The sequence below is a fragment of the Lysobacter sp. A378 genome (genome assembly GCF_054052125.1).
The window spans coordinates 19189-43781 of sequence record NZ_JBSVRK010000004.1 but is presented as its reverse complement, the minus strand read 5'-3'; the positions used below and the strand labels follow the sequence as shown (position 1 = coordinate 43781).

18 protein-coding genes are annotated in these 24593 nt (G+C 67.0%); 8 read left to right on the top strand and 10 right to left on the bottom strand.

Going from position 1 to position 24593, the window contains the following annotated elements:
* Positions 1 to 4: 4 nt before the first annotated feature.
* Together ACW7G1_RS13030 and ACW7G1_RS13025 are read left to right on the top strand one after the other, a co-directional pair.
* Positions 5 to 7471 carry an ESPR-type extended signal peptide-containing protein gene (locus tag ACW7G1_RS13030; protein ID WP_456980192.1) on the top strand — a complete coding sequence of 2489 codons (7467 nt, stop codon included), beginning with the start codon at positions 5 to 7 and terminating at the stop codon, positions 7469 to 7471.
* Between the two features lie 46 nt (positions 7472 to 7517).
* Positions 7518 to 9401, top strand: a complete 1884-nt coding sequence (locus tag ACW7G1_RS13025; protein WP_456980191.1) for a S8 family peptidase — start codon at positions 7518 to 7520, stop codon at positions 9399 to 9401.
* 107 nt (positions 9402 to 9508) lie between these two features.
* On the opposite strand, the gene ACW7G1_RS13020 is transcribed toward ACW7G1_RS13025, so the two are convergent.
* Complete coding sequence (locus ACW7G1_RS13020) at positions 9509 to 10891, bottom strand: L-serine ammonia-lyase (RefSeq protein ID WP_456980190.1); 1383 nt, start codon at positions 10889 to 10891, stop codon at positions 9509 to 9511.
* 103 nt (positions 10892 to 10994) lie between these two features.
* Between ACW7G1_RS13020 and ACW7G1_RS13015 the strand changes: the two genes are divergently transcribed.
* Positions 10995 to 11216 carry a glutaredoxin family protein gene (locus ACW7G1_RS13015; RefSeq protein WP_456980379.1) on the top strand — a complete coding sequence of 74 codons (222 nt, stop codon included), beginning with the start codon at positions 10995 to 10997 and terminating at the stop codon, positions 11214 to 11216.
* Between the two features lie 7 nt (positions 11217 to 11223).
* On the opposite strand, the gene ACW7G1_RS13010 is transcribed toward ACW7G1_RS13015, so the two are convergent.
* From ACW7G1_RS13010 to ACW7G1_RS13000, 3 genes are read right to left on the bottom strand one after another with little or no spacing between them, the layout of a single operon-like run.
* Complete coding sequence (locus ACW7G1_RS13010) at positions 11224 to 11784, bottom strand: YceI family protein (protein WP_456980189.1); 561 nt, start codon at positions 11782 to 11784, stop codon at positions 11224 to 11226.
* On the bottom strand, positions 11774 to 12355 hold the full coding sequence (locus ACW7G1_RS13005) for a cytochrome b (RefSeq protein ID WP_456980188.1): 582 nt from the start codon (positions 12353 to 12355) through the stop codon (positions 11774 to 11776). The genes ACW7G1_RS13010 and ACW7G1_RS13005 overlap by 11 nt, the downstream gene beginning before the upstream one ends.
* The gene (locus tag ACW7G1_RS13000) at positions 12352 to 13131 is read right to left on the bottom strand and encodes a YceI family protein (protein WP_456980187.1); all 780 of its coding nucleotides are present in this window, start codon (positions 13129 to 13131) and stop codon (positions 12352 to 12354) included. Before ACW7G1_RS13000 ends, ACW7G1_RS13005 begins: the two co-directional genes overlap by 4 nt.
* Positions 13132 to 13300: 169 nt before the next feature.
* Here ACW7G1_RS13000 and ACW7G1_RS12995 point away from each other — a divergent pair, with 169 nt between their 5' ends.
* Positions 13301 to 16837: a hybrid sensor histidine kinase/response regulator gene (locus tag ACW7G1_RS12995; protein WP_456980186.1), complete on the top strand. Its 3537-nt coding sequence runs from the start codon at positions 13301 to 13303 to the stop codon at positions 16835 to 16837.
* A 25-nt stretch (positions 16838 to 16862) separates the two neighbouring features.
* Here the strand turns inward: ACW7G1_RS12995 and hemE are convergent, their stop codons facing one another.
* The 4 genes from hemE to ACW7G1_RS12975 all read right to left on the bottom strand — a co-directional run bounded on the left by hemE (position 16863) and on the right by ACW7G1_RS12975 (position 20005).
* Complete coding sequence (gene hemE, locus ACW7G1_RS12990; RefSeq protein ID WP_456980378.1) at positions 16863 to 17951, bottom strand: uroporphyrinogen decarboxylase; 1089 nt, start codon at positions 17949 to 17951, stop codon at positions 16863 to 16865.
* Positions 17952 to 18022: 71 nt separating this feature from the next.
* On the bottom strand, positions 18023 to 18277 hold the full coding sequence (locus ACW7G1_RS12985; RefSeq protein WP_456980185.1) for a WGR domain-containing protein: 255 nt from the start codon (positions 18275 to 18277) through the stop codon (positions 18023 to 18025).
* Positions 18278 to 18323: 46 nt separating this feature from the next.
* Positions 18324 to 19469 (bottom strand): 3-dehydroquinate synthase, encoded by a 1146-nt coding sequence (aroB, locus tag ACW7G1_RS12980; protein ID WP_456980184.1) that lies wholly within the window; start codon positions 19467 to 19469, stop codon positions 18324 to 18326.
* Positions 19466 to 20005, bottom strand: coding sequence for a shikimate kinase (locus ACW7G1_RS12975; RefSeq protein WP_456980183.1), 540 nt, complete (start codon positions 20003 to 20005; stop codon positions 19466 to 19468). The genes aroB and ACW7G1_RS12975 overlap by 4 nt, the downstream gene beginning before the upstream one ends.
* A 132-nt stretch (positions 20006 to 20137) precedes the next feature.
* Here ACW7G1_RS12975 and ACW7G1_RS12970 point away from each other — a divergent pair, with 132 nt between their 5' ends.
* From ACW7G1_RS12970 to ACW7G1_RS12960, 3 genes are all read left to right on the top strand, one after another.
* Positions 20138 to 20341 (top strand): dodecin family protein, encoded by a 204-nt coding sequence (locus tag ACW7G1_RS12970; protein ID WP_456980182.1) that lies wholly within the window; start codon positions 20138 to 20140, stop codon positions 20339 to 20341.
* A 111-nt stretch (positions 20342 to 20452) separates the two neighbouring features.
* Positions 20453 to 21079, top strand: a complete 627-nt coding sequence (pdxH, locus tag ACW7G1_RS12965; RefSeq protein WP_456980181.1) for a pyridoxamine 5'-phosphate oxidase — start codon at positions 20453 to 20455, stop codon at positions 21077 to 21079.
* Entirely contained in the window at positions 21076 to 21906 is an 831-nt protein-coding gene (locus tag ACW7G1_RS12960; RefSeq protein ID WP_456980180.1) for a cobalamin-binding protein, read from the top strand. The genes pdxH and ACW7G1_RS12960 overlap by 4 nt, the downstream gene beginning before the upstream one ends.
* A 6-nt stretch (positions 21907 to 21912) precedes the next feature.
* On the opposite strand, the gene ACW7G1_RS12955 is transcribed toward ACW7G1_RS12960, so the two are convergent.
* Together ACW7G1_RS12955 and proC are read right to left on the bottom strand one after the other, a co-directional pair.
* On the bottom strand, positions 21913 to 22428 hold the full coding sequence (locus tag ACW7G1_RS12955) for a DUF4426 domain-containing protein (RefSeq protein WP_456980179.1): 516 nt from the start codon (positions 22426 to 22428) through the stop codon (positions 21913 to 21915).
* A gap of 4 nt (positions 22429 to 22432) precedes the next feature.
* The gene (proC, locus tag ACW7G1_RS12950) at positions 22433 to 23284 is read right to left on the bottom strand and encodes a pyrroline-5-carboxylate reductase (protein ID WP_456980178.1); all 852 of its coding nucleotides are present in this window, start codon (positions 23282 to 23284) and stop codon (positions 22433 to 22435) included.
* A gap of 236 nt (positions 23285 to 23520) precedes the next feature.
* Between proC and ACW7G1_RS12945 the strand changes: the two genes are divergently transcribed.
* Positions 23521 to 24558, top strand: a complete 1038-nt coding sequence (locus tag ACW7G1_RS12945) for a type IV pilus twitching motility protein PilT (protein WP_456980177.1) — start codon at positions 23521 to 23523, stop codon at positions 24556 to 24558.
* Positions 24559 to 24593 lie beyond the last annotated feature (35 nt).

Here is a 24593-nt window from a genome sequence, read left to right as displayed (position 1 = left end):
ATTTATGAACAAGGTCTTTGGTCTGGTATGGAATTCGTCGTTGCAGGCGATGGTGGTGGTGTCCGAGTTGGCGTCGTCGCACGGCGGCAAGGCGGCGCGTCCACGTCGTCTTGGCCATGCCTCGTTGGCGGCGGGGGTCCTGTCGGCGACTCTGATGTTGGCGCCACCGGTGGCGGCCGCCGAAACCGCGTCCACGGCGGTGACCAAGGACTGCCTGGTGGTCTTGCAGGACCAAAGCCGCGTGGCGGTCGACTGCGCGCAACTGCAGGAGCTACCTGCATTGGCCCGCTCCACGTCCCAGCGGCGTCGCGCGACCGAGAACAAGTTCGATCGGGACTACTTCAAGGCCAACGGCGCTGGCGACGGCACCGATGACGCCAGCGCGGAGGGCACGGGTGCGGTTGCGATCGGCAGTGGCGCACAGACCAAGGCGTGGAACAGCGAGGAGTTGGGCGAAACTTTCGAGGCCGTTGGCGCAGTCGCCGTCGGCAACAACGCCATCGCCGAAGGTTGGGAGTCGATGGCGATGGGCGTCAACGCGCACGCCTGGATGAACTCCTCCACCGCGGTCGGCGGCGACAGCAACGCCTTCGGCATCGGCGCCAGCGCCTTCGGCCAGGGCAGCCTGGCGATGGGCGATGCCAGCGTGGCGGTGGGCCAGACGGCCATGAGCCTGGGCTTCGGCAATACCGCGGTCGGCGCGCACGCCTCGGCCAGCGCCGAGCAGGCCGCGACCGCGCTCGGCGCGCTCAGCGAGGCCTGGGCCAACGGCTCCACCGCGATCGGCGGACAGGCGATCGCCGCCGGCGAAGGCAGCCTGGCGGCGGGCTTCGATGCGCAAGCCGGCGGCTACGAGTCGGTCGCGATCGGCGGCCATGCGCGCGTGGGCAACGGAGAGTCCGGCGTCGGTATCGGCGCCAACGCCGCGGCGCTGGGCGATGGCGCCGTCGGCGTCGGCAACAACAGCCTGGCCAACGGAGCCAACACCGTGGCCGCCGGCCGCAATGCCGCGGCCAACAGTGAAGGCGCGATCGCCATCGGCGGCAGCGAGTGGACCGACCTCGACGGCGATGGCATGCCCGACGTGGGCGAGGCGACGCTGGCCGAAGGCCAGAACGCGGTCGCGATCGGCAGCCTGGCTGGTGCCAGCGGCGACAACGCGCAGGCAGTCGGCCATCAGGCGAATGCGCTGGCCGAAAACGCCACGGCCACCGGCACGATGAGCCTGGCCGCGGCCGAAAACAGCACCGCGAATGGCGCCAGCAGCGTCGCCAACGGCGTCGACAGCAGCGCATACGGCGCGCAGAGCCAGGCCGATGCCGATCATTCGACGGCCATCGGCAGTGGCAGCCTGGCCTTGGGCGTGGGCAGTTCGGCGGTCGGCAGTGGCGCCAATGCGTTCGGCGACTACAGCATCGCCAACGGCTACGGCAGCGCGGCCGACGGCGCCGATGCGGTGGCGGTCGGCTCGAACAGCGCGGCCAGCGGCCTCGGCGCGAGTGCCTTGGGAGCAGGCGCCCAGGCAGTCGGTACGCAGTCCACGGCGATGGGCTTCAACAGCCAGGCGCTGGAAATGGCCAGCACGGCGGTGGGCGGTCAGACCGTGGCCAACCAGTGGTTCGCGACGGCGATCGGCTACGGATCGCAGGCCACCGGCTACAGCAGCGTGGCGCTGGGCGAAAACGTCCTGGCCACCGGCGAGATGAGCATCGCCATCGGCAACAGCTGGGCGGGGATGATGCAGACCCAGTCCAACGGCAACATGTCGGTCGCGATCGGCTCGGCGGCCGCGACCTGGGACAACTACGGCGTGGCCGTGGGCTCGCTGGCCGGTGCGAACACCGAGTACGCGACTTCGGTGGGCGCGATGTCGGCCGCGATCGGCCTGCAATCGACGGCGCTGGGCGCCGCAGCGATGAGCGAGGGCGACGAAAGCGTTGCCATCGGCTACTACTCCCATGCAGCGGGAGCGAACAGCGTGGCGCTGGGCAATGAATCGGTGGCCAGTCGTGACAACACGGTGTCGGTGGGCAAGGCCGGCAGCGAGCGCCAGATCACCAATGTCGCCGCCGGTACCGAGGCGACCGACGCGGTCAACAAGGCGCAGCTCGACGAAGTCGCCACGGGCGTCGCCGACGCCAACCACTACTTCGCCGCCAACGGTGCGGGCGACGGCAGTGACGATGCCGTTGCAGCGGGTGAACATGCCGTCGCCATCGGTGCGAACAGTATCGCCAATGGTGCGGAAAGCAGCGCTTACGGATACCAGAGCCAAGCTGACGGCGATTATTCGCAGGCCATCGGCAGCGGCAGCTACGCCGGCGCGATGGGCGCCAATGCGATCGGCACGGGCGCGACTGCGCTGGGTGAAACGTCCAACGCGATCGGCTATGGCAGCGTGGCGACGGGCTTGGACGCGGTGGCCGTAGGCACCTCGTCGAACGCGTCGGGCGTCAACGCCCTGGCCATGGGGGCCGCTTCCAGTGCCACCGCCGACGTGTCGGTCGCGATCAACACCGGATCGGTAGCCGGGCTCTGGGGCGCGACTCCGGGCGTCAGCGCCGCGGGTGGCGTGGGGATAGGCGCTGCCGCCGCCGTCGGCGCCAATGCCGACGCCGGTGTGGCGCTGGGCTTGAGCGCCACGGTCGCCGCCGATGCCTATCAAGGCGTTGCGATCGGCATGGCCAGCTATGTCGGCGACGCGCAGGGCATTGCGATCGGCGGGTTCGGCGCGAGGGTCATCGATGGCGCAATCGAGTTGCGTCCAACGGTCGCCATCGGCACCGCCGCAGTCGCCATCGGCCTGGGCTCTGAAACCTTCAACGACTACGCCACGGCACTGGGCGCCTTCAGCACGGTCATGGCGGAAAACGCCGTCGCGATCGGCGCCAATTCGCTGGCTGACCGCGACAACACGCTGTCGGTCGGTTCGGCCGGTGATGAGCGCCAGATCACCCACGTCGCCGCCGGTACCGAAGCGACCGATGCGGTGAACAAGGACCAGCTCGACAACGCCACGCGTTACCTGGCTGCCGACGGTGCCGGCGACGGCAGCGATGATGCCGTCGCGGCCGGTGAACATGCCACCGCCACCGGCGCCAGCAGCGTCGCCAATGGCGTCGAGAGCAGCGCCTACGGTTCGCAAAGCTACGCCGACGCCGACTACTCGACCGCGCTCGGTAGCAACAGCTTGGCGGTGGGCATCGGTTCGTCCGCGATTGGCTCCGGCGCCAATGCGCTGGGCGACTACAGCGTCGCCAACGGCTACGGTAGCGTCGCCAGCGGCCAATGGGCCATTGCGCAGGGCAACGACAGCTCGGCGACTGGCGAGGCATCGATCGCCATCGGCGCGCAAAGCAACGCCTATGGCACCGACAGCGCCAGCGTCGGCGCAGGCAGCTACGCGAGCGATTTCGGCACCGCCACTGGCGCGCTGAGCAACGCGTCCGGCACCGGCGCCAGCGCGTACGGTCACGGCGCGCAGGCACAGGGCAGCTATGCCTTGGCACTGGGCGCCAATGCCTGGTCGCTTGCGACGGGCTCCATTGCGATGGGTACCGACAGCTACGCCAATGCCGACCATGCCATCGCCATTGGCAGCATCGCGACGGCCTCGGGCAAGAACTCGATCGCAATGGGCTCGTTGTGGACCACCGCAGGCGCCGACAGTGCGATCGCGATCGGAGGCACCATGGCCTGCACCGGCTTCATGTGCATCGAGCAGAACACCGGCGCCTGGGGCATCAACAGCGTCGCGCTCGGTGCGGGTGCGCAGACCCAGGCGGATGGCGCAACCGCGGTAGGTGGTGGTGCCTTGGCCGGGGGTATCGATTCGATCGCGGTGGGCCAGTATGCGCAGGCGTGGACCGACGACTCGGTCGCCATTGGCTCGAACACCTTGGCGATGAGCAACAACTCGGTCGCGCTCGGCGCCGAATCGATCACCACGCGCGACAACACGGTATCGGTGGGCAACGAGTGGACGGGTAGCACACGTCAGATCACCAACGTTGCCGCCGGCACCGAGGCCACCGATGCGGTCAACAAGGGCCAGCTCGACGAACTTTCCGATAGCGTTGGCGATGCCAACCATTACTTCGCGGCCGATGGGGCCGGCGACGGCAGCGACGATGCCGTTGCATCGGGTGTCGGCAGCGTCGCCGCCGGTGCGAACAGCGTGGCCAGCGGTGTTGGCGCCGTCGTGTACGGCCGCGGTGCGCATGCGTCGGGTGAGCAGGCGATGGCGCTGGGCGATGGCGCGCAGGCGGACTACTACTACGCGATGGCGATCGGTGCCGGCGCCGTCTCCAGCAGTTGGGCCTCGATGGCCATCGGCCGGAACGCGATCGCGAGCGGCCCCCGCGCCGTGGCGATCGGCGAGAACGCGCAGGCCGCGGACAATGGCAACGTTGCCCTGGGCTGGGGCAGCCAGTCCCTCGGCATGTTCTCCGCCGCGCTCGGCGGCGCGGCGTCGGCGTTCGGCTGGAATACGCTGGCCGCAGGCTTTGGTGCATACGTGCTCGGCGACAATTCCACCGCGGTGGGCGCGGGCGCGGGTAGCTACTATGAAGCCGACGAGATCACGGCGGTCGGCTCCAATGCGCAGGCCAACAGTTTCCGCGGCACGGTGGTCGGCGCGGGTTCTGTTGCGGCCGAATGGGCGCCCAAGAGCACGATCGTCGGCGCCAATGCCTTCAGCTTCGACAGCAACGGCACCGCGATCGGTGAAAGCAGCGAGGTCGCTTATGGCGCGACCAACTCGGTCGCGCTGGGCTCGGGCTCGTATGCCGATCGTGCCGGTACCGTCTCGGTGGGTGCTTCGGGCCCATGGACTGACGGCTTCGGCGTCGAACATCCGGGATTGCAGCGCCAGATCACCAACGTGGCAGCCGGCACGGAAGCCACCGACGCGGTGAACCTGGCACAGCTCAATGCCGTCGACGACTACGTCGACGTCAACGGCCTCGGTGATGGCAGCGATGCCGCGTTGGCGATTGGTGACAATGCGAGTGCGATCGGGCCGAACGCGGTGGCGGGCGGCATCGAAAGCAGTGCATTCGGCTTCCAGAGCGATGCCGAAGGCGATTATTCGATCGCCGTGGGCAGCAGCAGCCTGGCGCTGGGCACCGGCAGTTCGGCCGTCGGCAATGGTGCCACTGCCCTCGGTGACTACAGTTCCGCCAATGGTTACGGTGCGGTCGCCACGGGCGAGAACAGCATCGCGCAGGGCAGCAGCAGTAATGCCGTGGGGATGAATTCGATCGCCATCGGCCAGGACAGCGGCACGCAGCACGGCGGTGGCATCGCGATTGGTGCGGGCAGTTTGTCGCAAGGCATCGGCGCCACTGCCATCGGTCTGCAAGCGCAGGCTTCCGGTCTTGCAGCGACGGCTGTCGGTTACGGCGCATGGGCCATCGGCCGCGAAACCACTGCGCTCGGTACGTTTGCGACTGCCGAAGGCTGGCAGGCGACCGCACTTGGCATCCGGTCGATCGCTGGTTCGTTTTCAACCGCCGTCGGCAGTTCCAGCCAGGCCGCCGAGGTTGCCACTGCCGTGGGCCAGGGTGCTATCGCCGATAGCGCCGGCGCTGCCTTGGGTGTGCAGGCACGGGCGGCGATGTACGGCGTCTCGCTGGGCAACAACGCAAACACCAGCGAAGGCGGCACTGCGGTCGGCTTCAACGCCATGGCGGGTATCGACGCTTACAGCGAGACCGAGGGCAAGTACGCCACCGCTGTCGGCAACGAGGCCTGGGCCACTGAGGATGGTGCCAGCGTGCTGGGCTACAACAGCTACGCGCAGGCGGTGAACTCGACCGTGCTTGGTTCCAACGCCTGGACCACCAAGGACGCCACCAACAGTGTGTCGCTGGGTGCGGGTTCGCTGGCCGACCGCGCCGACAGCGTCTCGGTGGGTGCCGCGCAGGAATGGACCGACGCGGCGGGCGTCGTGCACGCGGCGATCGATCGCCAAGTCACCAACGTCGCTGCCGGCACCGAGGCGACCGATGCGGTGAACAAGTCGCAGCTGGACGAAGTGGCGGCCGGGGCCGGCGAGGCCAGCCACTACTTCGCCGCCAGCGGCGCGCAGGATGGTAGTGACGATGCGGCGGTCAATGGGCAGGGCGCACTGGCCACTGGCAGCAAGGCGGTTGCGGGCGCCAACGGCACCACGGCCGTGGGCGCCAACAGCCAGGCGGCGAAGGTCAGCGGTTCGGCCTTCGGCAGCAATGCGAAGGCCGCCGACAGCAACGCCACCGCTCTGGGGGCCAACAGCCAGGCGCTGGCGGTGACATCGTCGGCGATCGGCTCCAACGCGCAGGCCCGTGCGGCGGGGTCGAGTGCGTTTGGCTACGACGCCCGCGTGCTGGATGCCGCGAGCGACGGTACCGCGATCGGCGCGCGTGCTCAGGTCATGACCGCCAACAGCGTCGCGCTGGGTGCCGGATCGGTGGCTGATCGCGCCGACAGTGTCTCGGTAGGTACGGCGGGGGCCGAACGGCAGATCACCAACGTGGCCGCTGGCAGCCTGTCCGCGACCAGCACCGATGCGGTCAACGGCTCGCAGGTGTTCGGCATGGGCGATGCAATGGCGCAATCGCTCGGCGGCGGCGCGTCGATGGGGCCGGGTGGCTTTGTCGGTCCGATGTTCTCGATCCAGGGCGGCAGCTACTACAACGTCGGCGATGCGTTCAGCGCGGTCGACGGTGCCATCAGCGGGCTCGACGATCGTCTCTCGGTGGTCGAGGGCGGAACGGCCGCGTCAACCTCCTCAACCGCTTCGGCAGTCTCGACCACCGGCGTCGATGGCGACGTCACGCCCCTGGAAAATGGCGAGGCCGTTGCCAGCCAGTCCGCGAAGGAGGCCTCGGCCGCGACGGCGTCGGTGGAAGCAGGGATTGCCGGTGAGGAAGAGACCGCGCTTGCGGAGGTTCCGGATGCCGGGGAGAGCCAGGGCAGCATTACTGCGGCCGCCGTCGATGCTCCCCGTCAGGTCGCCAATGTAGCCGCCGATACCAACGCCAACGGGGCTGGCGCCGCCAATGCCAAAGCCAACGCTCCGGTACAGCCGGCCGATGCGGCAACGTTGGCGTCGGCCAACGCCTACACCGATACCACTGCGACCAAGACGCTGAGTTCGGCCAAGACCTACACCGACAGCCAGATAACGCTGATGGACGACAAGTTCACCCAGCTGAGCGACGACGTCGGCCTGCGCCTGGGCCAGCAGGACGAGCGCATCGACCGTCAGGGTGCGATGAACGCGGCAATGATGAACATGGCGATCAATGCGGCGAACAGCCGCAGTCCGCGCGGCCGCCTGGGTGTCGGTGCCGGCTGGCAGAACGGTGAGAGTGCGCTGTCGGTGGGCTACTCCAAGCAGGTCGGCGAAAGCGCGTCGTTCAGCATCGGCGGTGCCTTCAGCAGCGATGACCAGTCCGCCGGTATCGGCTTCGGCTTCGACCTGTAAGTCAGGCAACCAACCCCTTCGCACCTTTTCCCTGGAGAGAGAAAGAATGAAAAAGAGCACTCGCATTATCTGTAGCGGCACTTTGGCCGCTGCCGTTTCAGTTGCCTTGGCGGCATTTGCATCCGGCGTACCGGCAAGTGGGGTTGGACACGGCGGCCCATCGTCGTCGAACAAGATGATGCCCACCAGCGCGCCCCCACCGCAGGCCAGTTTCGACCGCTTCATCGTCAAGTATCGCGATGGTGCCGCCACGCGCAGCACGGCGGCGATCTTGAGTGCGGTGAATGCCGCGGCCAGCCACGCCGGGGTCGCGGGTATGAAGACCACCACCAATGGCAGCCGCGCCGTGCTGACCGCACAACACCTGCGCACGTTGGCGGTGGGCGGCGAGGTGATCAAGCTGTCGCGTGCCCTGGCTCGCACCGAAGCCGATACGCTACTGGCACAACTGCGCGCCGACCCGGCGGTCGAGTACGCGCAGCCCGACTACATCAAGCACCGTTTCGACGTCACCCCCGACGATCCGAACTTCAACCTGCAGTGGCATTACACCCATCCCACCGCCGGCATCCATGCGCCGGCAGCTTGGGACACCACCGCTGGCGAAGGTGTGGTGGTAGCGGTGCTCGATACCGGCTATCTGGACCACAGTGACCTCAACGACAACATCATCGACGGTTACGACTTCATCAGCGCCTACGGACAGGACCCGCAGAACCCGGATATTGCCGGTGACGGCGATGGTCGCGACGCCGACGCGCACGATACCGGTGACTGGACCGACGAGAGCATGATGGCGTGGTGCGGCCGGATCACCGACAGCTCGTTCCACGGCACCCACGTCGCCGGCACGGTCGCGGCGGTCACCAACAACGGCATCGGCCTTGCGGGCGTCGCCTACAACGCCAAGGTGCAACCGGTACGCGTGCTTGGCCACTGCGGCGGCTTCACCTCAGACATCGCCGACGCCATCGTCTGGGCCTCCGGCGGCACGGTCGACGGCGTGCCGGACAACACCACACCAGCCGAGGTGCTGAACCTGAGTCTGGGTGGCACCGGCAGTTGCAGCAGCGACCCGGTGACCCAGGCGGCAGTCGACGGCGCGATCGGGCGTGGCACCACCGTGGTGGTGGCCGCCGGCAACGACAACGCCAACGCCGCAAACTATTCGCCGGCCAGTTGCGAAGGCGTGATCACGGTTGGCGCCACGGGAATCGACGGTGCCAAGTCATGGTTCTCCAACTATGGCCCGGCCGTCAGTATCAGCGCTCCCGGCGGCAGCGCCACCAGCGGCTCGGACCCGGACGATGCCTGGATCTGGTCGCTCGGCAACAAGGGCACCACCACGCCGATTACCGGGCCTGATGGCGAAGCCCTGATGGGCATGATCGGCACTTCGATGGCCAGCCCGCACGTGGCCGCGGTGGTCGCCTTGATGCAGAGCGCGGCGGTGGCCGCGGGCAATCCGGTGCTGACTCCGGGCAAGGTGCGTACCTTGCTGCGCAATACCGCGCAACCGTTCGTGGTGGCGCCGCCGATGAGCACGCCGATCGGCGCCGGCATCCTCGACGCCGCTGCAGCGGTGGCCGCCGCGACCCAGCCGATTGGCGACGAGTTGGCCACCGTGCTGGTCAACCTGCAGCCGCTGAAAGCACAAACCGGCGTCGCCGGCGAAGGCCTGCTGTACGAGATCAGTGTCCCGGCGGGCACGCGCAGCCTCAACCTGCGCAGCTACGGTGGCAACGGTGACGTGTCGTTGTACGTCTCGTTTGACTCGATCCCGACGGTCGAACTGTACGACCGCAAGTCGGCCAAGCCCGGCAACAGCGAGGCGGTGGTGATCACCAACCCGGCCGCGGGCACTTACTACGTGCGTATGGTTGGCGAGAAGGCGTTCGCCAATGTCACGGTGCTGGGGTTGTATCGCTGAAGCGACATGCCTTGGTGCTGAAAGTGGGCATGCCGGTGTGAACATGTTGATGTGAACCAGGAGGCGGGGAAACCCGCCTCCTTCCATTTCAGCTCAGCACTTTCAGCTCAGCACTCGATGACGTTCACTGCCAGCCCGCCGCGGCTGGTCTCCTTGTACTTGTCCTGCATGTCGCGGCCGGTGTCGCGCATGGTTTTGATGACCTTGTCCAGGCTGACCTTGTGCTGGCCGTCGCCGCGCATCGCCAGGCGCGAGGCGTTGATCGCTTTCACCGAGCCCATCGCGTTGCGCTCGATGCAGGGGATCTGCACCAGCCCGCCAATCGGGTCGCATGTCAGGCCGAGGTTATGCTCCATGCCAATCTCGGCAGCGTTCTCGATCTGGCTGGAGTTGCCACCGATCGCCGCGGTCAATCCGGCAGCGGCCATCGAGCAGGCCACGCCCACCTCGCCCTGGCAGCCGACTTCGGCACCGGAGATGCTGGCGTTTTCCTTGTACAAAATACCCACCGCAGCGGCGGTCAACAGGAAGGTGCGCACGCCTTCGATGTTGGCGCCGGGAATGAAACGCTCGTAGTAATGCAACACCGCCGGGATGATGCCCGCCGCGCCATTGGTCGGTGCGGTTACCACGCGGCCGCCGGCGGCGTTTTCCTCGTTGACCGCCAGTGCGAACAGGTTGACCCAGTCGAGCATGGTCAGCGGATCGTCGTGTTCGGACGGCGGACGCTCGGTCAGGTCGGCATGCAGTCGCGGTGCGCGGCGGCCCACGCGCAGGCCGCCGGGCAGGGTGCCGGGTGAGCGGATGCCGCGCTCGACGCAGGACTGCATCGCCGCCCACAACTCGTCCAGCCCGGCGTCGATCTCGGCCGGCGTGCGCCAGACCTGCTCGTTGGCGTACATCATCTGGGCGATGGTCAGGCCGGTTTCTTCCGCCCGCGCCAGCAGCTCGTCGCCGGAGGAAAACGGGTAGGGCACGGCGCTGGTGTCGGCGACGATACGGTCTTCGGCCGCCTCGTCCTGATTGACCACGAAACCGCCCCCGACCGAGTAGTAATCGCGCGTGGCGATGACCTCGCCGTCCGCATCGAAGGCGGTGAAGCGCATGCCGTTGGTGTGGAACGGCAGCTTCTGCCGCTTGTTCATGATCAGGTCGTGCTTCTCGTCAAAGCCGATCTCGTGGCGGCCGGACAGGCGCAGGCGCTTCTCGCTGCGGATGCGTTCCAGCGTGGCGGGAATGATGTCCGGGTCGATCTGGTTCGGCCAATGGCCTTCCAGCCCCATCATCAGTGCCTTGTCGGTGCCATGGCCGCGGCCGGTCATCGCCAGCGAGCCGAACACCTCGGCCCGCACGCGCGCGGTGCGCTCAAGATCGCCGTTGTCGACGATCCAACGCTCGATGAAGCGGGCGGCCGCTCGCATCGGCCCAACGGTATGGGAGGAGCTCGGCCCGATGCCGATCTTGAACAGGTCGAAACAGCTGACGGACATGGCGTATCCAGTGGAATGGGCGGGGCGCGTGGTACGGCCTATCATAGCCCGCAGCGTCACCCGCCTCTTGCCCTCCGCCGCCGTGGTTCATGCCTTGATCCCAGTGCTCACCTTGTTCCAACGCGACGATTGCCACCTGTGCGACCTGGCGTTGGCGGTGCTGGCCGGCGCGGGTACGCCGGATTTCGAGAGCGTGTTCATCGACGGCGACGAGGCACTGGAAGGTCGCTATGGCGCACGCGTGCCGGTATTGCGCGACGAGGCGCGATGCCTGGAGCTGAACTGGCCGTTTGATGAGGCTCGGCTGGCGGGGTTTCTGCGTTGAGCCCGGCTCAGGGCGCGGGCTGCAGATTGACGCGGGTGCTTACGGCGACGGCGTTGGGAATCATCGACACGTCGGCCCAATCGCCGCCGCCTATGCCAAACGCCAGGCGCTGGATGCCCGTCTTGCCCGTCAATACCGGGTTGGCACCCTCGGTCCAGGTGAACTCCAGCGTGACCGGCAGGGTGATCTGACGCAGGGTCAGCTCGCCCTCGGCGGCATACCGGTTGCCACCCAGGTGACGGAACTGACTGGCGTGGTAACGGGCCTGCGGGAATGCCGCGGCATTGAAGAACTGGCTGCCCAGCAAGGTCTCGTCGCGCTCGGGGTTGGCGGTGGTCGCGCTGTCCAGTGGAATCACCACGTCCAGCTCGGCATCTTCCAGTTGCTGTGGATCGAAGCGCAGCGTGGTCGTGAATTGCTGGAAGTGACCGCTGAAAACCTCGCCCTGGAATCCTGACGCGAAGGTCAGGGTCGAGCCGGGTGCCTGCACGTAGTTGGCGGCCAGCACCGGTGCACTGGCCACCGCCAGCGCGACGGCGAGCAGGCTGACGCGGCAATCAAATGTCATCAGAGGACTCCCGGTGGGTAGTGCGTGGTTTGGGCAACATGCGTCGCAGGGTCGCATCGCCTTCGAAAAAATGATGATAGAAGGCCGCGCCCGCGTGCACGGCGACCAACGCCACCAATACCCAGAACAGCCATTCGTGGGCGCCGTGGGCAAACTCGCGCAGCGCCGGGTTGGGGCCGGTGAGCTTGGGCACTTCGAACAGGGTGTACCAGTGCAACGGACGCAAGCCACTGGCGGAGTCGTATAACCAGCCCGACAGCGGCATCGCGAAGATCAACGCATACAGCAGGCCGTGGGTGACCGAGGCAATGCGCGATTGCCAGCTTGGCAGGCCCGGGAGCCGGTCCGGGGCTCCCGCGTACACGCGCCAGGCCAGCCGCAGCACGGTCAGGGCGAGCACGGTCAGGCCGGTGGATTTGTGCAGGTCGTAGACCCAGAAATACTTCGGGGATCTGGGCAGGCTGTCCAATGAAAGGCCGATCACCGCCAGACACAGCAACAAGGCCACGATGACCCAGTGCAGCCACTGGCTGACGGCACCCCAGCGGTCCACGGGATTCTTGAGGCTCATGGTTGCAACTCGACTTGGGTCCGGGTCGGCTCGCCCAGCTCGGTGACCGGCGGGATGGTGGGCAGTATGGGCATCGGTGTCTCGGGCATCAGTGTCTCGGGGATGGTTTCTGGCGGTGGTGGTTGCAACAGCTCGGCGGCTGTCGAGCGACGCGCGTGGACCGCTTCGGCTTCGATTCGCAAACCTACTTCATCGCCGATCATCGACGGCCATGCGTCGATGCCGAAGTCGCTACGGCTCAGGGTGGCGGTCGCGGAGAAGCCCACGGTGCGTCGGAACGGAGGCATCGGGTGGCGCTTGATGGCATTGAGGACGACGTCCAGGCACAGCGGCCTGGTCACCGCGTGCAACGTCAGCTCACCACAAACCCGGGCGTGCGTGGCGTCATGACCGGTGACCGTGGTTGAGCGGAAATATGCGCTTGGGTAAGTCCTGGCATCCAGCAGTCCGGAGGCCAGCACCGCCTCGTTCCAGTCGGCGTCGCCAAGCTCCAGCTGCGCCAGCGGTACGGTGACCTGCAGCTGCGCGCTGCTCCAGTCGTCAGGGTCGAACAACAACACACCCTCGCTGCCCGATACCGTTCCCAGCGCCTTGGAAAAGCCGGCGTGGGAAACGGCGAACATCACCCGGGTATGCACCGGATCCAGCGACCACGCATCGGGCTCGGCGGCACCGGCTACCGCGCAGGGCAACGCCAGTACTGCCAGCAACACGACCTCGCGGCAGCGAGCGAGCTTCGACGCGGGACAGGGCAACGGCGCGTGGGGAGTCGGCATCCATTGGATTCTAGGCGGTACCGGCCGTTTTTGCCGACGCTGACGCGTACGCCGATCCAGCGCAGCAGTACTCGTCGATCCCCGCCGACTTGCCTGCCGGAGCGCAATCAACCACTCTGGGCCGGCCCGAGGGGAAGGCTGGAACGCAATGAGCACCAAGGAAGGATCAATGCGCGCAACGATCGCGGCGATGGCGTTAGCGCTATCAATGCTCCTGACCAGCATGGCAGCGACGGCCGCGGTCCCGGAAACGCCCAACTTGCGTCATGTCGACGTCGCCGACGGACTGCCTTCCAGCAATATCAACAGCCTGGCGTTGGATGCCGATGGCTATTTGTGGCTGGCCACCACCGACGGATTGGCGCGCTACGACGGGGTCGGAATGCGGGTCTGGCGGCACGTCCCGGGCGACCCGAAATCATTGCCGGTGAACTATCTCACGGCGGTCCATGTTGATCCGCAGGGGCACATCTGGGTCGCGCCGGAGGGCAGTGGACTGAGCGTCCTGGAGGCCGGTCACGCCGGCTTCCGTCATTACCGCACAACCACTCACCCTTGGATGGGCAGTGATGACATCTGGGCGATTACCAGTCACCACGATGCCCTGTGGTTTGGCGGTTTTGGCGGTGGGCTGCATCGCCTCGCTGCCGACGGCACGATCACCCGTTATCAGCACAGCGAGGGCGACCCGCGCAGCTTGCCGTCAGGCATCGTGTTGTCGTTGGCAGTGGACGCGATGGACCGGCTGTGGGTGGGCACGACCAAAGGACTCGCGCGCTGGACGGGAACCGATTTCGAGCGGGTCGCGCTCCCGGGTGCCGATCAGGCGCCAATGATTTTCTCGGTGACGCCGGTTGGCAGCGGCCTGTGGGTTGGTGCCGGTAGTGGCGCGTTCCGGCTTTCCGGCGATGGCAGCTGGCAGCAGCCGGCGTGGTCGGCCATGTTCGAGTACCCCAATGCGGTGTTCAGCGTGCTCGCCGATCCGGGCGGCGAGTTGTGGCTGGGCAGCCATCGACAGTTGTGGCGGGTTCCGGTCGGCGGCGTGCCGGTGCCGGTGCCGATCGGCGCGAAGGGCCCGGTATCGCCGATCTATCAGATGATCAAGCAGGCCGATGGAGCGATGTGGTTTCCGGTGCCGGGTGTCGGCCTGGGTTACCTGCCGTCGGACTGGCGTCGGATTGCCCAGTTCAACCGTGAGCCCGACGGACTCACCGCAGAATTGTATCCAGGGGTCGCAGCAGCACGCGACGGTGGACTTTGGCTGGCCGGTGAGCGTGCCGAACTGGAGCGGCTGGACCCGCAAGGTCGCGTGTTGCCGGTCGACGAAGCGATACAGGCGCAGCTGGAGGGCGCGCGGGCGATGTCGGTAGTGGAAGATCCGGCCGGCCGGCTGTGGGTGGGGCAGACCCGCGGGCTGGTGCGCATCGACACCGATGATGGTGAGGTGCGTCGTTGGAGTCGTCACACGGCTGAGGATGCAACTCTTGGCGGCCCGCTGGACCTGCTCGCGTTCGCACCCGATGGCAGCTTGTGGTTGTCGTTTGCCGGCGCCGGCCTGCAGCAACGCGATCCGGCGTCCGGCCGGGTTTTGGCGACGGTACTGGCAGGTCCCGAACAGGGGCTCGGGGTGGGGGATACCCAGTCGCTGGGCTTCGACGCACAAGGGCAGTTATGGATTGCCGGTGGCCGTGGACTGCAACGCTGGGACCCGGCTACCGCGAAACTGGAACCGGTGGCCGGCATCGATGGCGACACAAAAACGGTATTCGCGTTCCAGTTTGATGGTGACAACGCACTGTGGTTGCAACGCCTGTCCGGCCTGGAACAGTACCGGCGCGACGGCGACCGCTGGCGCCGTGTTGCCACGGTCGGCCCGGAACAGGGCATTCCCGCCGTCGAGGCGGCCGGGCTGCGCATCGACCCGCGTGGCCGGGTCTGGATGTCGAGCTTGCGCGGCCTGTTCCGCTGGGATCCGGACACCGGCCATGCCCGCAGTTTCGGTGTTGCAGATGGCCTGGGCAGCCAGGAATTCGTCGACCGTACCCTGGTGTTGACCGATGCCGGGGTGCTGGCCTCGGCGCTTGCCGACGGTGGTGTGGTCCTTGTCGACACGCTTGCTCCCGATCCTGCACCGATCCGGCCAGCGCTGCGCTGGAGCCAGGTGGAGGTACGTCGTGACGGACGCTGGGTGGCGCTGGATGACAATCAGCCACTGGTGCTGTCACCACACGAGCGGGAGTTGCGGGTGCAGTTGCGGTTGCTGGCCTATGACAATCCGGCCGCAAACCGCTATTACACGCGGCTGGAGGGCTATGACACGGACTGGATCCAACATGGTTCCCAGGGCGAGCGGGTACTGGCGGGATTGCCGGCGGGCAGCTACCGCTTGCGCGCGCGCGCGGTGGATGCTGCCGGCAACGCCGCCGTGGAGCAGGTACTGGCCTTCCAGGTGCAGCCGCCGTGGTGGCGCACGTCGTGGGCGATGGCCGGGTTTGCCGGCTTGCTGGTGTTGTTGCTGTGGTCGGTCGCAGACCAGTATCGAGCGCGATTGAAGCGGCGCCACGACTGGCAACGCGCGGAGCACGAGCGTGAGGTCACGCACCAGGCGTCGCTGGCCAAGACGCGATTCCTGGCCACCTTGGGACACGAGGTGCGTACCCCGATGACCGGCGTGTTGGGGATGAGCGAGTTGTTGCTGGGCACCGCGCTGGATCCACAGCAACGCAGCTATACCCGGTCAATCCATGGGGCCGGCGAACATCTGCTGCGACTGGTCAACGACGCCCTGGACCTGGCCAGGATCGAGGCCGGGAAACTCCATCTGGGTGACGAGCCGTTTGACCTGCATGTGCTGTTCAAAGAGGTCGTTGACATGACCGCGCCGCTGGCGCGGGCCGATGCCCTGGAGTTTGTCGACTGCTGTGATGACAGCGCGCCGGTTGGTGTTCGTGGTGACCCGGTGCGGGTGCGGCAGATCCTGCTGAACCTGCTGGGTAACGCGATCAAGTTCACCGAATCGGGCACGATCCGGTTTGGGGTTTCCGGCCATGATGGTGGCGTCGAGTTCCACGTCGTCGACACAGGTCCGGGCCTCGACGAGGAGCAGTTGTCCCGGCTGTTCCAGCGCTTTGAACAGGCCGATGGCGTCCGCACTGCCGCACGGTACGGGGGCAGCGGACTGGGCCTGGCCATTTGCCAGGAGCTGGCGATCGCGATGGGAGGTGTGATCACCGCCCACAGCGTGCTGGGCGAAGGCGCGCGTTTCGACGTGCGATTGCCGCTGCGCGAAACCGGCATCCCGGTGGCGACCGAAGTGGTCGCGCTGGCGCCGGCGTCAGCCGGTTGCGACCTGATGGTGTTGCTGGTGGAGGATGACCCCACCATCGCGGAGGTCATTACCGGTTTGCTGCGTACCCAGGGCCATCAGGTCGTTCACGCCAGCCATGGCCTGGCAGCGTTGGTGGCGACCAGCGTCACCCGTTTCGATGCGGCGTTGCTGGACCTGGACCTGCCTGGCCTGGGCGGGTTGTCGCTGGCACGGCAACTTCGCGCCCAGGGGTTCGACCGGCCTTTGATCGCCATCACCGCGCAAGGCGACGTGGATGCGGAGTCGCAGGCGCTGGCGGCCGGCTTCGATCGCTTTGTGCGCAAGCCGGTTACCGGGACGATCCTGCGTGAATTGTTCCAGGCCGAAGAGGCGCGATGAGCCCGGTTGTCCGGGCCTTCCCTGATCAGCGTGCGCTGAGCTGGTGCACCGCATCCACCATGACCGCCACATGCTCGGGCTTCATGTCGGGCGACATCCCATGGCCTAGGTTGAATACGTGGCCTTCGCGGGAGCCGTCGTTGCCATCGCGGTAGCTGTCCAGCGCGCGGCCGACGTGGGCGCGGATGGTGTCCGGCTCGGCATACAAGGTGACCGGGTCCAGGTTGCCCTGCAACGCGACCTTGCCACCGGTTCGCCGGGCCGCGTCGGCCAGGTCGATGGTCCAGTCCACGCCGATACCCTCGGCGCCGGTGTCGGCCAGTTCGCCGACATAGGCGCCATTGCCCTTGCCGAAGAGGATAAGCGGGGTGCGCTCGGCGCCTTCGCCGCGCGGAAGTTCAGCGGCGATGCGCTGCATGTAGCGCAGCGAGAACTCGCGGTACATCGACGGCGACAGCACGCCGCCCCAGGTATCGAACAACTGCAGCGCCTGTGCGCCGGCCGCCCGCTGCGCCGAGAGGTAGGCGATCACCGCGTCGGTGGTCACGTCCAGCAACCGGTGCATCGCGGCGGGGTCGTTCATCGCCAATGCCTTCACCCGCGCGAAGTCCTTGCTGCCGCTGCCCTCGACCATGTAGCAGGCCAGCGTCCACGGACTGCCGGAGAAGCCGATCAGCGGCACGCGGCTTCGACCGGTGCCGTCGTCCAGCTCGCGGCGGATGGTGCTGACCGCGTCCATCACGTAGCGCAGGTCGGTCGCCATATCGGGCACGCCGAGCTTGGCGATGTCGGCGGCGGTGCGCACCGGGCGCTCGAACTTTGGACCTTCGCCATCGACGAAATACAGCCCCAACCCCATTGCATCGGGGATGGTCAGGATGTCGGAGAACAGGATTGCCGCGTCCAGCGGGAACCGCCGCAACGGTTGCAAGGTGACCTCGCAAGCCAGTTCGGGGTTCTTCGCCAGCGCCAGGAAGCTGCCGGCGGCGGCCCGGGTCGCGCGATACTCGGGCAGGTAACGCCCGGCCTGACGCATCAGCCAGACCGGCGTGCAATCCACGGGTTCGCGGCGCAGGGCACGCAGGAAACGGTCGTTGCGGGGCGGGGTGGACAAGGCCTGGTCGGACAAGGCGGGACTCCTGGTAAGTGGATGTGGTTCATCGGCGCACGGGCGTCGCCGTCGATCTATCGTGGTGCGTTGGCGCCTTGGCTGAACATCAGCTGGAAGCCGCGCTTGAGCTGATGGTCGCGTGCCTGTTCCAGCGCGGCAATCGCGCTGGCATGGTCCAGGAACTGCTCGCGACGCACCTGGCTGCGACCGCCGATCAGGCCAGACTCGCGCACCAGTGTCCAGCCACCCAGCAGGTCGGGCTGGAGCATCAGCTGGACGAAGCGGGGCGCTTCAGCGTGGTCGGGGCGTTGTTGCAGTAGCAGGCGCATGGCTGGATTGTACGGGGTTCCCAAGCGCGGCTATCGGAAGCTGGCGTCACCGGCCAGCGGGGACGGGCGTGGCGTCGGCGAGCACCGCCAATACCGCTGGATCGTCCACCCCGGCGACCAGCCGTCCATGGCCGATGCCGTCCCACAGCACGAAGCGGATACCGTCGGCGTTGGCCTTCTTGTCCAGCCGCATGCGCGCCAGCAGTGCGGTGGGATCGAGCCCGGAGGGCAGCCCGGTCGGCAGGCCAAAACGATGCAGCAGGGCGCACAGACGCTCGGCATCGGCCGTCGGCGCCAGCCCCAGCCGGGCCGACAGGCGCGTTGCCAGCACCATGCCGACCGCGACCGCTTCGCCATGGTTGAGACCATCGGCGGTGGTGCCGGCATAGCCCTGCTGGGTCTCGATGGCATGGCCAAAGGTATGGCCGAAGTTGAGCAGCGCGCGCTGGCCACGCTCGAACGGGTCGCGCGCGACCACCGCGGCCTTGAGCGCGCAGCAGCGGGCGATGGTTTCGGTCAATACCGCATCGTCGCGGGCCAGCAGGGCATCGACATGGCTTTCCAGCCAGCCCAGGAAGCCGGCATCGTCGGAGTCCAGGGACGAGGCGATCGCGCCGTACTTGACCACTTCGGCCAGCCCGGCGCGCAATTCGCGGTCGGGCAGGGTGCGCAACGTCGTGGTGTCGGCGATCACCGCGCGGGGGGAATGGAATGCGCCGACCAGGTTCTTGCCCGAGGGCAGGTCGACAGCGGTTTTGCCGCCTACCGAGGAGTCGACCATCGCCAGCAACGTGGTGGGCAGCTGGATCACGTCGATGCCACGCATCCAGCAGGCAGCGGCGAACCCGGCCAGGTCACCGATGACGCCACCTCCCAGTGCAAGCACGACGGCATCCCGGGTCGCGCCCAGGGCGGCCAGTGCATCCAGTGCCCCGGTGAACCGGGTCATGGTCTTTTCGTGTTCGCCGGCGGGGATCACGAACCGCGCGCAGGCCAGGCCCGGCAGCACCACGCGCAGGCTGTCCTCTACACCGTCGGCATACAACGGCGCGACGTTGGCATCGCTTGCCAGCAGTGCGTGGCGTCCCCGGATCGCAGCGGCGATGCAGGCACCGTCGGCCAGCAAGCCCGGGCCGATGCTGATGGTGTAGGGCGCGGCTGCGTCTACCTTGACGGTGCGGATGGCACTCATGGAGAGGCGGCGCGTCGCCAGTGTTGTTCCAGCTGTTCCACCAGCGCGGTGGTCGCCTGATCGATCGACAAACTGCCGGTGTCGAAGCGCAGGTCCGCGACCTGCGCGTACAGCGGTGTGCGCAGCAGGGCGAGCTGGTGCAACGCGACGTCGCGGTCCTCACGTTGCAGCAATGGGCGGGTCTTGTCGTCGGCCAGGCGGGCCAGTTGCTGGGCGACGCTGACGTGCAAATGCACCACGAAGCCCCGCTCACGCAACAGTTGGCGATTGCCGCTGTCCAGTACCGTGCCGCCACCGGTGGCCAGCACGATGCCGTCGCCGTTCAATACCTCCGCCAGCGTCGTGCGCTCGCGACTGCGGAAGCCGGGCTCGCCTTCGGAGCGGAAGATCGCATCGACACTGGCACCCGCGCGTTGTTCGACTTGCTGGTCGTTGTCGACCAGCGGCAGCCGGAAATGGGTCGCCAGGCGTGCGCCGATGCAGGATTTGCCGGCACCCATTGGGCCGACCAGGATTAAGTTTGCAGCAGGATTCATGCGGCGATTGTAGAGGTTGCCAGCGGTCGATGGCGGCGCTGCCGGACCGTTTGCGCGTCTTTAACACGGTCCCGGCTAGGTTCATTGCTCCGGGTCGCATATCGCGACGCGCAGATTCTTCTGGAGATCATCATGGCAGTTGCAAAAATCATTGAACTCAATGCCTCGTCTACGAAAGGCCTGGAAGACGCGATCCAGGTCGGCCTGCACAAGGCCGCCACCTCGGTAAAGGGCCTGCAGGGTGCCTGGATCAAGGAGATCAAGGTGGTTACCGATGCAGAGGGCAACATCACCGAGTGGCGGGCGGACATGAAAGTGAGCTTCATGGTCCAGTAGCGTTGGTCAAGTACCGTTGACCCAGTAGCGTCGGCCCGGCCGGCGGGCTGTCACGGCGTGCTGTCGTCGGCAACGGGTGCAGCCAGCGCCGCGCCGGCCCACAATGGCCGCATGACCATTGACGCGACCGCGCTGGAACCAGCGCTTCCCGAGCTGCTGCGCGAGGCGCTCGTGACCTTTGACGAGCTGTTTGCGCAAGCAGGCATTGCCGGTGAACCGGACCCGACGGCGATGGCGGTAGCGACCGCCAGCCGCGATGCCTGCCCGTCGCTGCGAACCGTGTTGTTGAAGGCGCACGACGGGCGTGGGTTTGTTTTCTACACCCATCTGGATGGCCGCAAGGGTCGCGAGTTGCAGGACAACCCGCGCGCGGCGTTGATGTTCCATTGGCCGCGGGTACGCGAGGGCGTGCAGATACGGATCGCCGGGCCGGTGGAGATGGTCAGCGACGAGGAGGCGGACGCCTATTTTGCCACGCGTGCGCGCGGCAGCCAGGTCGGCGCCTGGGCATCCAAGCAGTCCGAGACCCTGGACCGCGAGCGCTTCCATGAGCGGATAGCCCAGGTCGAGCAGGAGTTCGAGGGCCGCGACATTCCGCGTCCGCCGCGCTGGACCGGGCTGCGTGTGCGACCGATGGCGATCGAGTTCTGGTACGGCGCACAGTTTCGCCTGCACGAGCGACAGATGTACGAGTGCGATGCGGCCGGCGAATGGTCGAAGCGGAATCTGTACCCGTGAGCGTGCCGGCGGCGGCGGGGACGGCGACCACGAAGGGCCCGAGGCGGATCGTCTGCCTGACCGAAGAGCCCACCGAGACCTTGTACGCGCTTGGCGAGCAGGACCGCATCGTCGGCATCAGCGGGTTTACCGTGCGGCCGCCGATCGCGCGCAAGACCAAACCCAAGGTCAGCGCGTTCACCAGTGCGAAGATCGGCGAGATCCTGAAACTCAAGCCCGACTTCGTGGTGGGCTTTTCCGATATCCAGGCGGATATTGCCGCCGAGTTGATCCGCAGCGGGGTCGAGGTGTGGATCAGCAACCATCGCAGTGTCGACGGCATCGTGGACTATGTCCGTCGTTTGGGGGCGCTGGTGGGCGCGTCCGACAAGGCCAATGCTTACGCCGATGAACTGCAGCGCGGGCTGGACCGCATTGCCGAGACCGCCGCGCGTTTGCCACGACGGCCGAGGGTGTATTTCGAAGAGTGGGATGAGCCACTGATCAGCGGGATCCAGTGGGTTGCCGAACTGGTACGCATCGCCGGCGGCGACGACATCTTCCCGGAACGCGCCGCCGAGTCGCTGGCCAGGCAGCGCATCCTGGAAGATCCCGACGAGGTGATCCGGCGTGCGCCGGACATCATCCTGGGGTCGTGGTGCGGCAAGAAGTTCCGCCCGGAAAAGGTCGCCGCCCGCGATGGCTGGGATGCCATCGCGGCGGTGCGTGACGGCGAGCTGCACGAGATCAAGTCGGTGATGATCCTGCAGCCCGGCCCGGCCGCGTTGACCGATGGCGTCAACGCGATTGCCGCGATCATCAACGATTGGGCCGCGCGCCACGGCTGAGCGGGCTCAGTGCGGGGCGAACTGGCGACTGAAGCGCATGGTCGAGCGCGCGCCGTCGTCCAACTGGATGTCGACCTGGAACCTCAGCGTGTCGGGCAAGGTGACCTGGACGAAACCCACGTAATCGACCAGCTCGCCGCTGACCAGCGGGCGCAACTCGATGCTCTCGCGTTGTCCACGCAGGTCGGTTGTGGTGGCACTGACCTGCGCCGGGACCGACGCCGCCTGTCCGGACTCGCCCCGGCGCAAACCGACCAGCAGCATGACGCGGTTGTCGCTGCGTTCGATGCCGTACTTGCTGGCGACCAACTCACCCAGCGTCGAGGTCTGCAGCACCGTGGCGCGCACCGTGGTGTCGCCGATCCGGATCGTGGTGTCCTGGGACGCCGCGGCGGTCGCGGCCGGCGCGGTGCCGGCGGTGTCGGTCGAGGGCGCGTCGGCCGAGCACCCCGACAACAAGGCGGTGCACAGCAGTCCGGCCAGGGCCATGCGCATGGCCGTGCGCGTAATGGAGGGAGTCATCGTCTCAATCCTCGTTCGCTGCTGACAGCTGGCGCCCGCGCACGGTGGCGGCGGTGATTGCGCGGTCGACCAGCTCACGCAAGCCGCCGGTCTCGAAGGCCTGGATCGCGGCGTGGGTGGTCCCGCCGGGTGAGGTGACTTTCTTGCGCAGGCCGTCGGCGGACTCGTCCAGCTCCGTCAGCATGCGGGCGGCACCGAGCAGGGTCTGGTTGGCGAGCACGCGCGCCGTATCGGCGGACAGGCCCTGCTTCACGCCGGCGGCCTGCATCGCCTCCGAGAGCAGGAAGACATAGGCGGGACCGCTGCCCGATACGGCGGTGACCGCGTCCATTTGGCGCTCATCATCGATCCAGGCCGTGGTGCCGACCGCATCCAGCAACCGGGTTGCCTGCTCGCGCTGTATGGCATCCACATGGGGGTTGGCAAACAGCCCGGTCATGCCCGCCCCGAGCAGTGCCGGCGTGTTGGGCATCGCACGCACCACCGGAACGTCGCCGCCCAGCCAGCCCGACAGCTGGCCGGAGGTGATGCCAGCCGCAACCGAGATGGCCACCGGTCGGGTGGACTGCGCGATGGCGGCGACCTCGTTGCAGACCGCCCGCATGGCCTGCGGCTTGACCGCCAGCAACCAGACCGCCGCGCCCTGGACGGCCTCGCTGGCCGTGGCGAAGGCCGACACGCCAAAATCGGCCTGCAGCGACTGTCGCAATGCTTCGACCGGCTCGGCCACGCGCACGCGGCCGGGCTCGGCACCGCGCGCAATCATGCCGCCGATCAGGCTGCGGGCCATGTTGCCGCCACCGATGAAGGCAACGACCGGGAACTGCACGGAGGCAGGGCTGGATGCGGAACTCATGTGGGAAACCTTGTTGCGGACAGGCGGCCAGTGTAAGAGGGCCGGCGCCGGCTTGCCTGGCTGGGCGATGACAGTCGCCGATCCTGTGATGAAAGACAGGGTTGACGACGCGGGTCCGGGGCTATACTGCTGGCCAAGGGGCTTTCAAGTGCCAGCCAACAAACGACTGCCGGCGTTCCGGGCGGGGGTCGTTGATATGCGGCGGGACAAACCATCCACGGTGTTGGGGAACATATATGGATATCGCCGAACTATTGGCATTTTCGGTCAAGAACAAGGCATCCGACCTGCATCTGTCCGCGGGCATGCCGCCGATGATCCGGGTTGACGGTGACGTCCGCCGGATCAATATCCCGGCGCTGGACCACAAGTCTGTGCACGCGTTGATCTACGACATCATGTCGGACAAGCAGCGGCGCGACTTCGAGGAGTTCCTCGAGGTCGATTTCTCGTTCGAGATTCCCGGCCTTGCCCGCTTCCGTGTCAATGCGTTCAACCAGAACCGCGGCGCCGGTGCCGTGTTCCGCACGATTCCCTCCGAAGTTTTGACGCTGGAGGACCTCGGGACCCCGCGCATCTTCAAGGAGCTGATCGACCAGCCGCAGGGCCTGATCCTGGTCACCGGCCCGACCGGCTCGGGCAAGTCGACCACGCTGGCGGCGATGATCGACCACATCAACAAGAACGAGTACGCGCACATATTGTCGGTTGAAGACCCGATCGAGTTCGTGCACACCTCGCAGAAATGCCTGATCAACCAGCGCGAAGTCCACCGCGATACCCATGGCTTCAGCGAAGCATTGCGCTCGGCGCTGCGTGAGGATCCCGACTACATCCTGGTGGGCGAGTTGCGCGACCTGGAGACGATCCGCCTGGCGCTGACGGCCGCGGAAACCGGCCATCTGGTATTTGGCACCTTGCATACCAGCTCGGCGGCCAAGACGGTCGACCGCATCATCGATGTGTTTCCCGCCGGCGAGAAGCCGATGGTGCGCTCGATGCTGTCGGAATCCCTGCGTGCGGTGATCAGCCAGGCGCTGCTGAAGAAGGTGGGCGGCGGGCGTACCGCCGCATGGGAAATCATGGTCGGCACCCCGGCCATCCGCAACCTGATCCGCGAGGACAAGGTCGCGCAGATGTACTCGTCGATCCAGACCGGCCAGAACGCCGGAATGATGACCCTCGACCAGCACCTGCAAGACCTGGTGAAGCGTGGCCTGATCCTGCGTCCGCAAGCCCGCGAGTACGCCAAGGACAAGCGCCTGTTCGACTGATCGAGTGATTGACCGACCTACCGAAATACGTCGCC

Coding starts and splice junctions, on each gene's coding strand:
- ACW7G1_RS12995 (WP_456980186.1), top strand. CDS start 13,301: ATGCGCGCAACGATCGCGGCGATGGCGTTAGCGCTATCAATGCTCCTG.
- ACW7G1_RS12945 (WP_456980177.1), top strand. CDS start 23,521: ATGGATATCGCCGAACTATTGGCATTTTCGGTCAAGAACAAGGCATCC.
- ACW7G1_RS13010 (WP_456980189.1), bottom strand. CDS start 11,784: ATGACATTTGATTGCCGCGTCAGCCTGCTCGCCGTCGCGCTGGCGGTG.
- proC (WP_456980178.1), bottom strand. CDS start 23,284: ATGAGTTCCGCATCCAGCCCTGCCTCCGTGCAGTTCCCGGTCGTTGCC.
- ACW7G1_RS12985 (WP_456980185.1), bottom strand. CDS start 18,277: ATGCGCCTGCTACTGCAACAACGCCCCGACCACGCTGAAGCGCCCCGC.
- ACW7G1_RS13005 (WP_456980188.1), bottom strand. CDS start 12,355: ATGAGCCTCAAGAATCCCGTGGACCGCTGGGGTGCCGTCAGCCAGTGG.
- ACW7G1_RS13020 (WP_456980190.1), bottom strand. CDS start 10,891: ATGTCCGTCAGCTGTTTCGACCTGTTCAAGATCGGCATCGGGCCGAGC.
- pdxH (WP_456980181.1), top strand. CDS start 20,453: ATGACCATTGACGCGACCGCGCTGGAACCAGCGCTTCCCGAGCTGCTG.
- ACW7G1_RS12975 (WP_456980183.1), bottom strand. CDS start 20,005: ATGAATCCTGCTGCAAACTTAATCCTGGTCGGCCCAATGGGTGCCGGC.
- ACW7G1_RS12970 (WP_456980182.1), top strand. CDS start 20,138: ATGGCAGTTGCAAAAATCATTGAACTCAATGCCTCGTCTACGAAAGGC.
- aroB (WP_456980184.1), bottom strand. CDS start 19,469: ATGAGTGCCATCCGCACCGTCAAGGTAGACGCAGCCGCGCCCTACACC.
- ACW7G1_RS13025 (WP_456980191.1), top strand. CDS start 7,518: ATGAAAAAGAGCACTCGCATTATCTGTAGCGGCACTTTGGCCGCTGCC.
- ACW7G1_RS13030 (WP_456980192.1), top strand. CDS start 5: ATGAACAAGGTCTTTGGTCTGGTATGGAATTCGTCGTTGCAGGCGATG.
- ACW7G1_RS13000 (WP_456980187.1), bottom strand. CDS start 13,131: ATGCCGACTCCCCACGCGCCGTTGCCCTGTCCCGCGTCGAAGCTCGCT.
- ACW7G1_RS12955 (WP_456980179.1), bottom strand. CDS start 22,428: ATGACTCCCTCCATTACGCGCACGGCCATGCGCATGGCCCTGGCCGGA.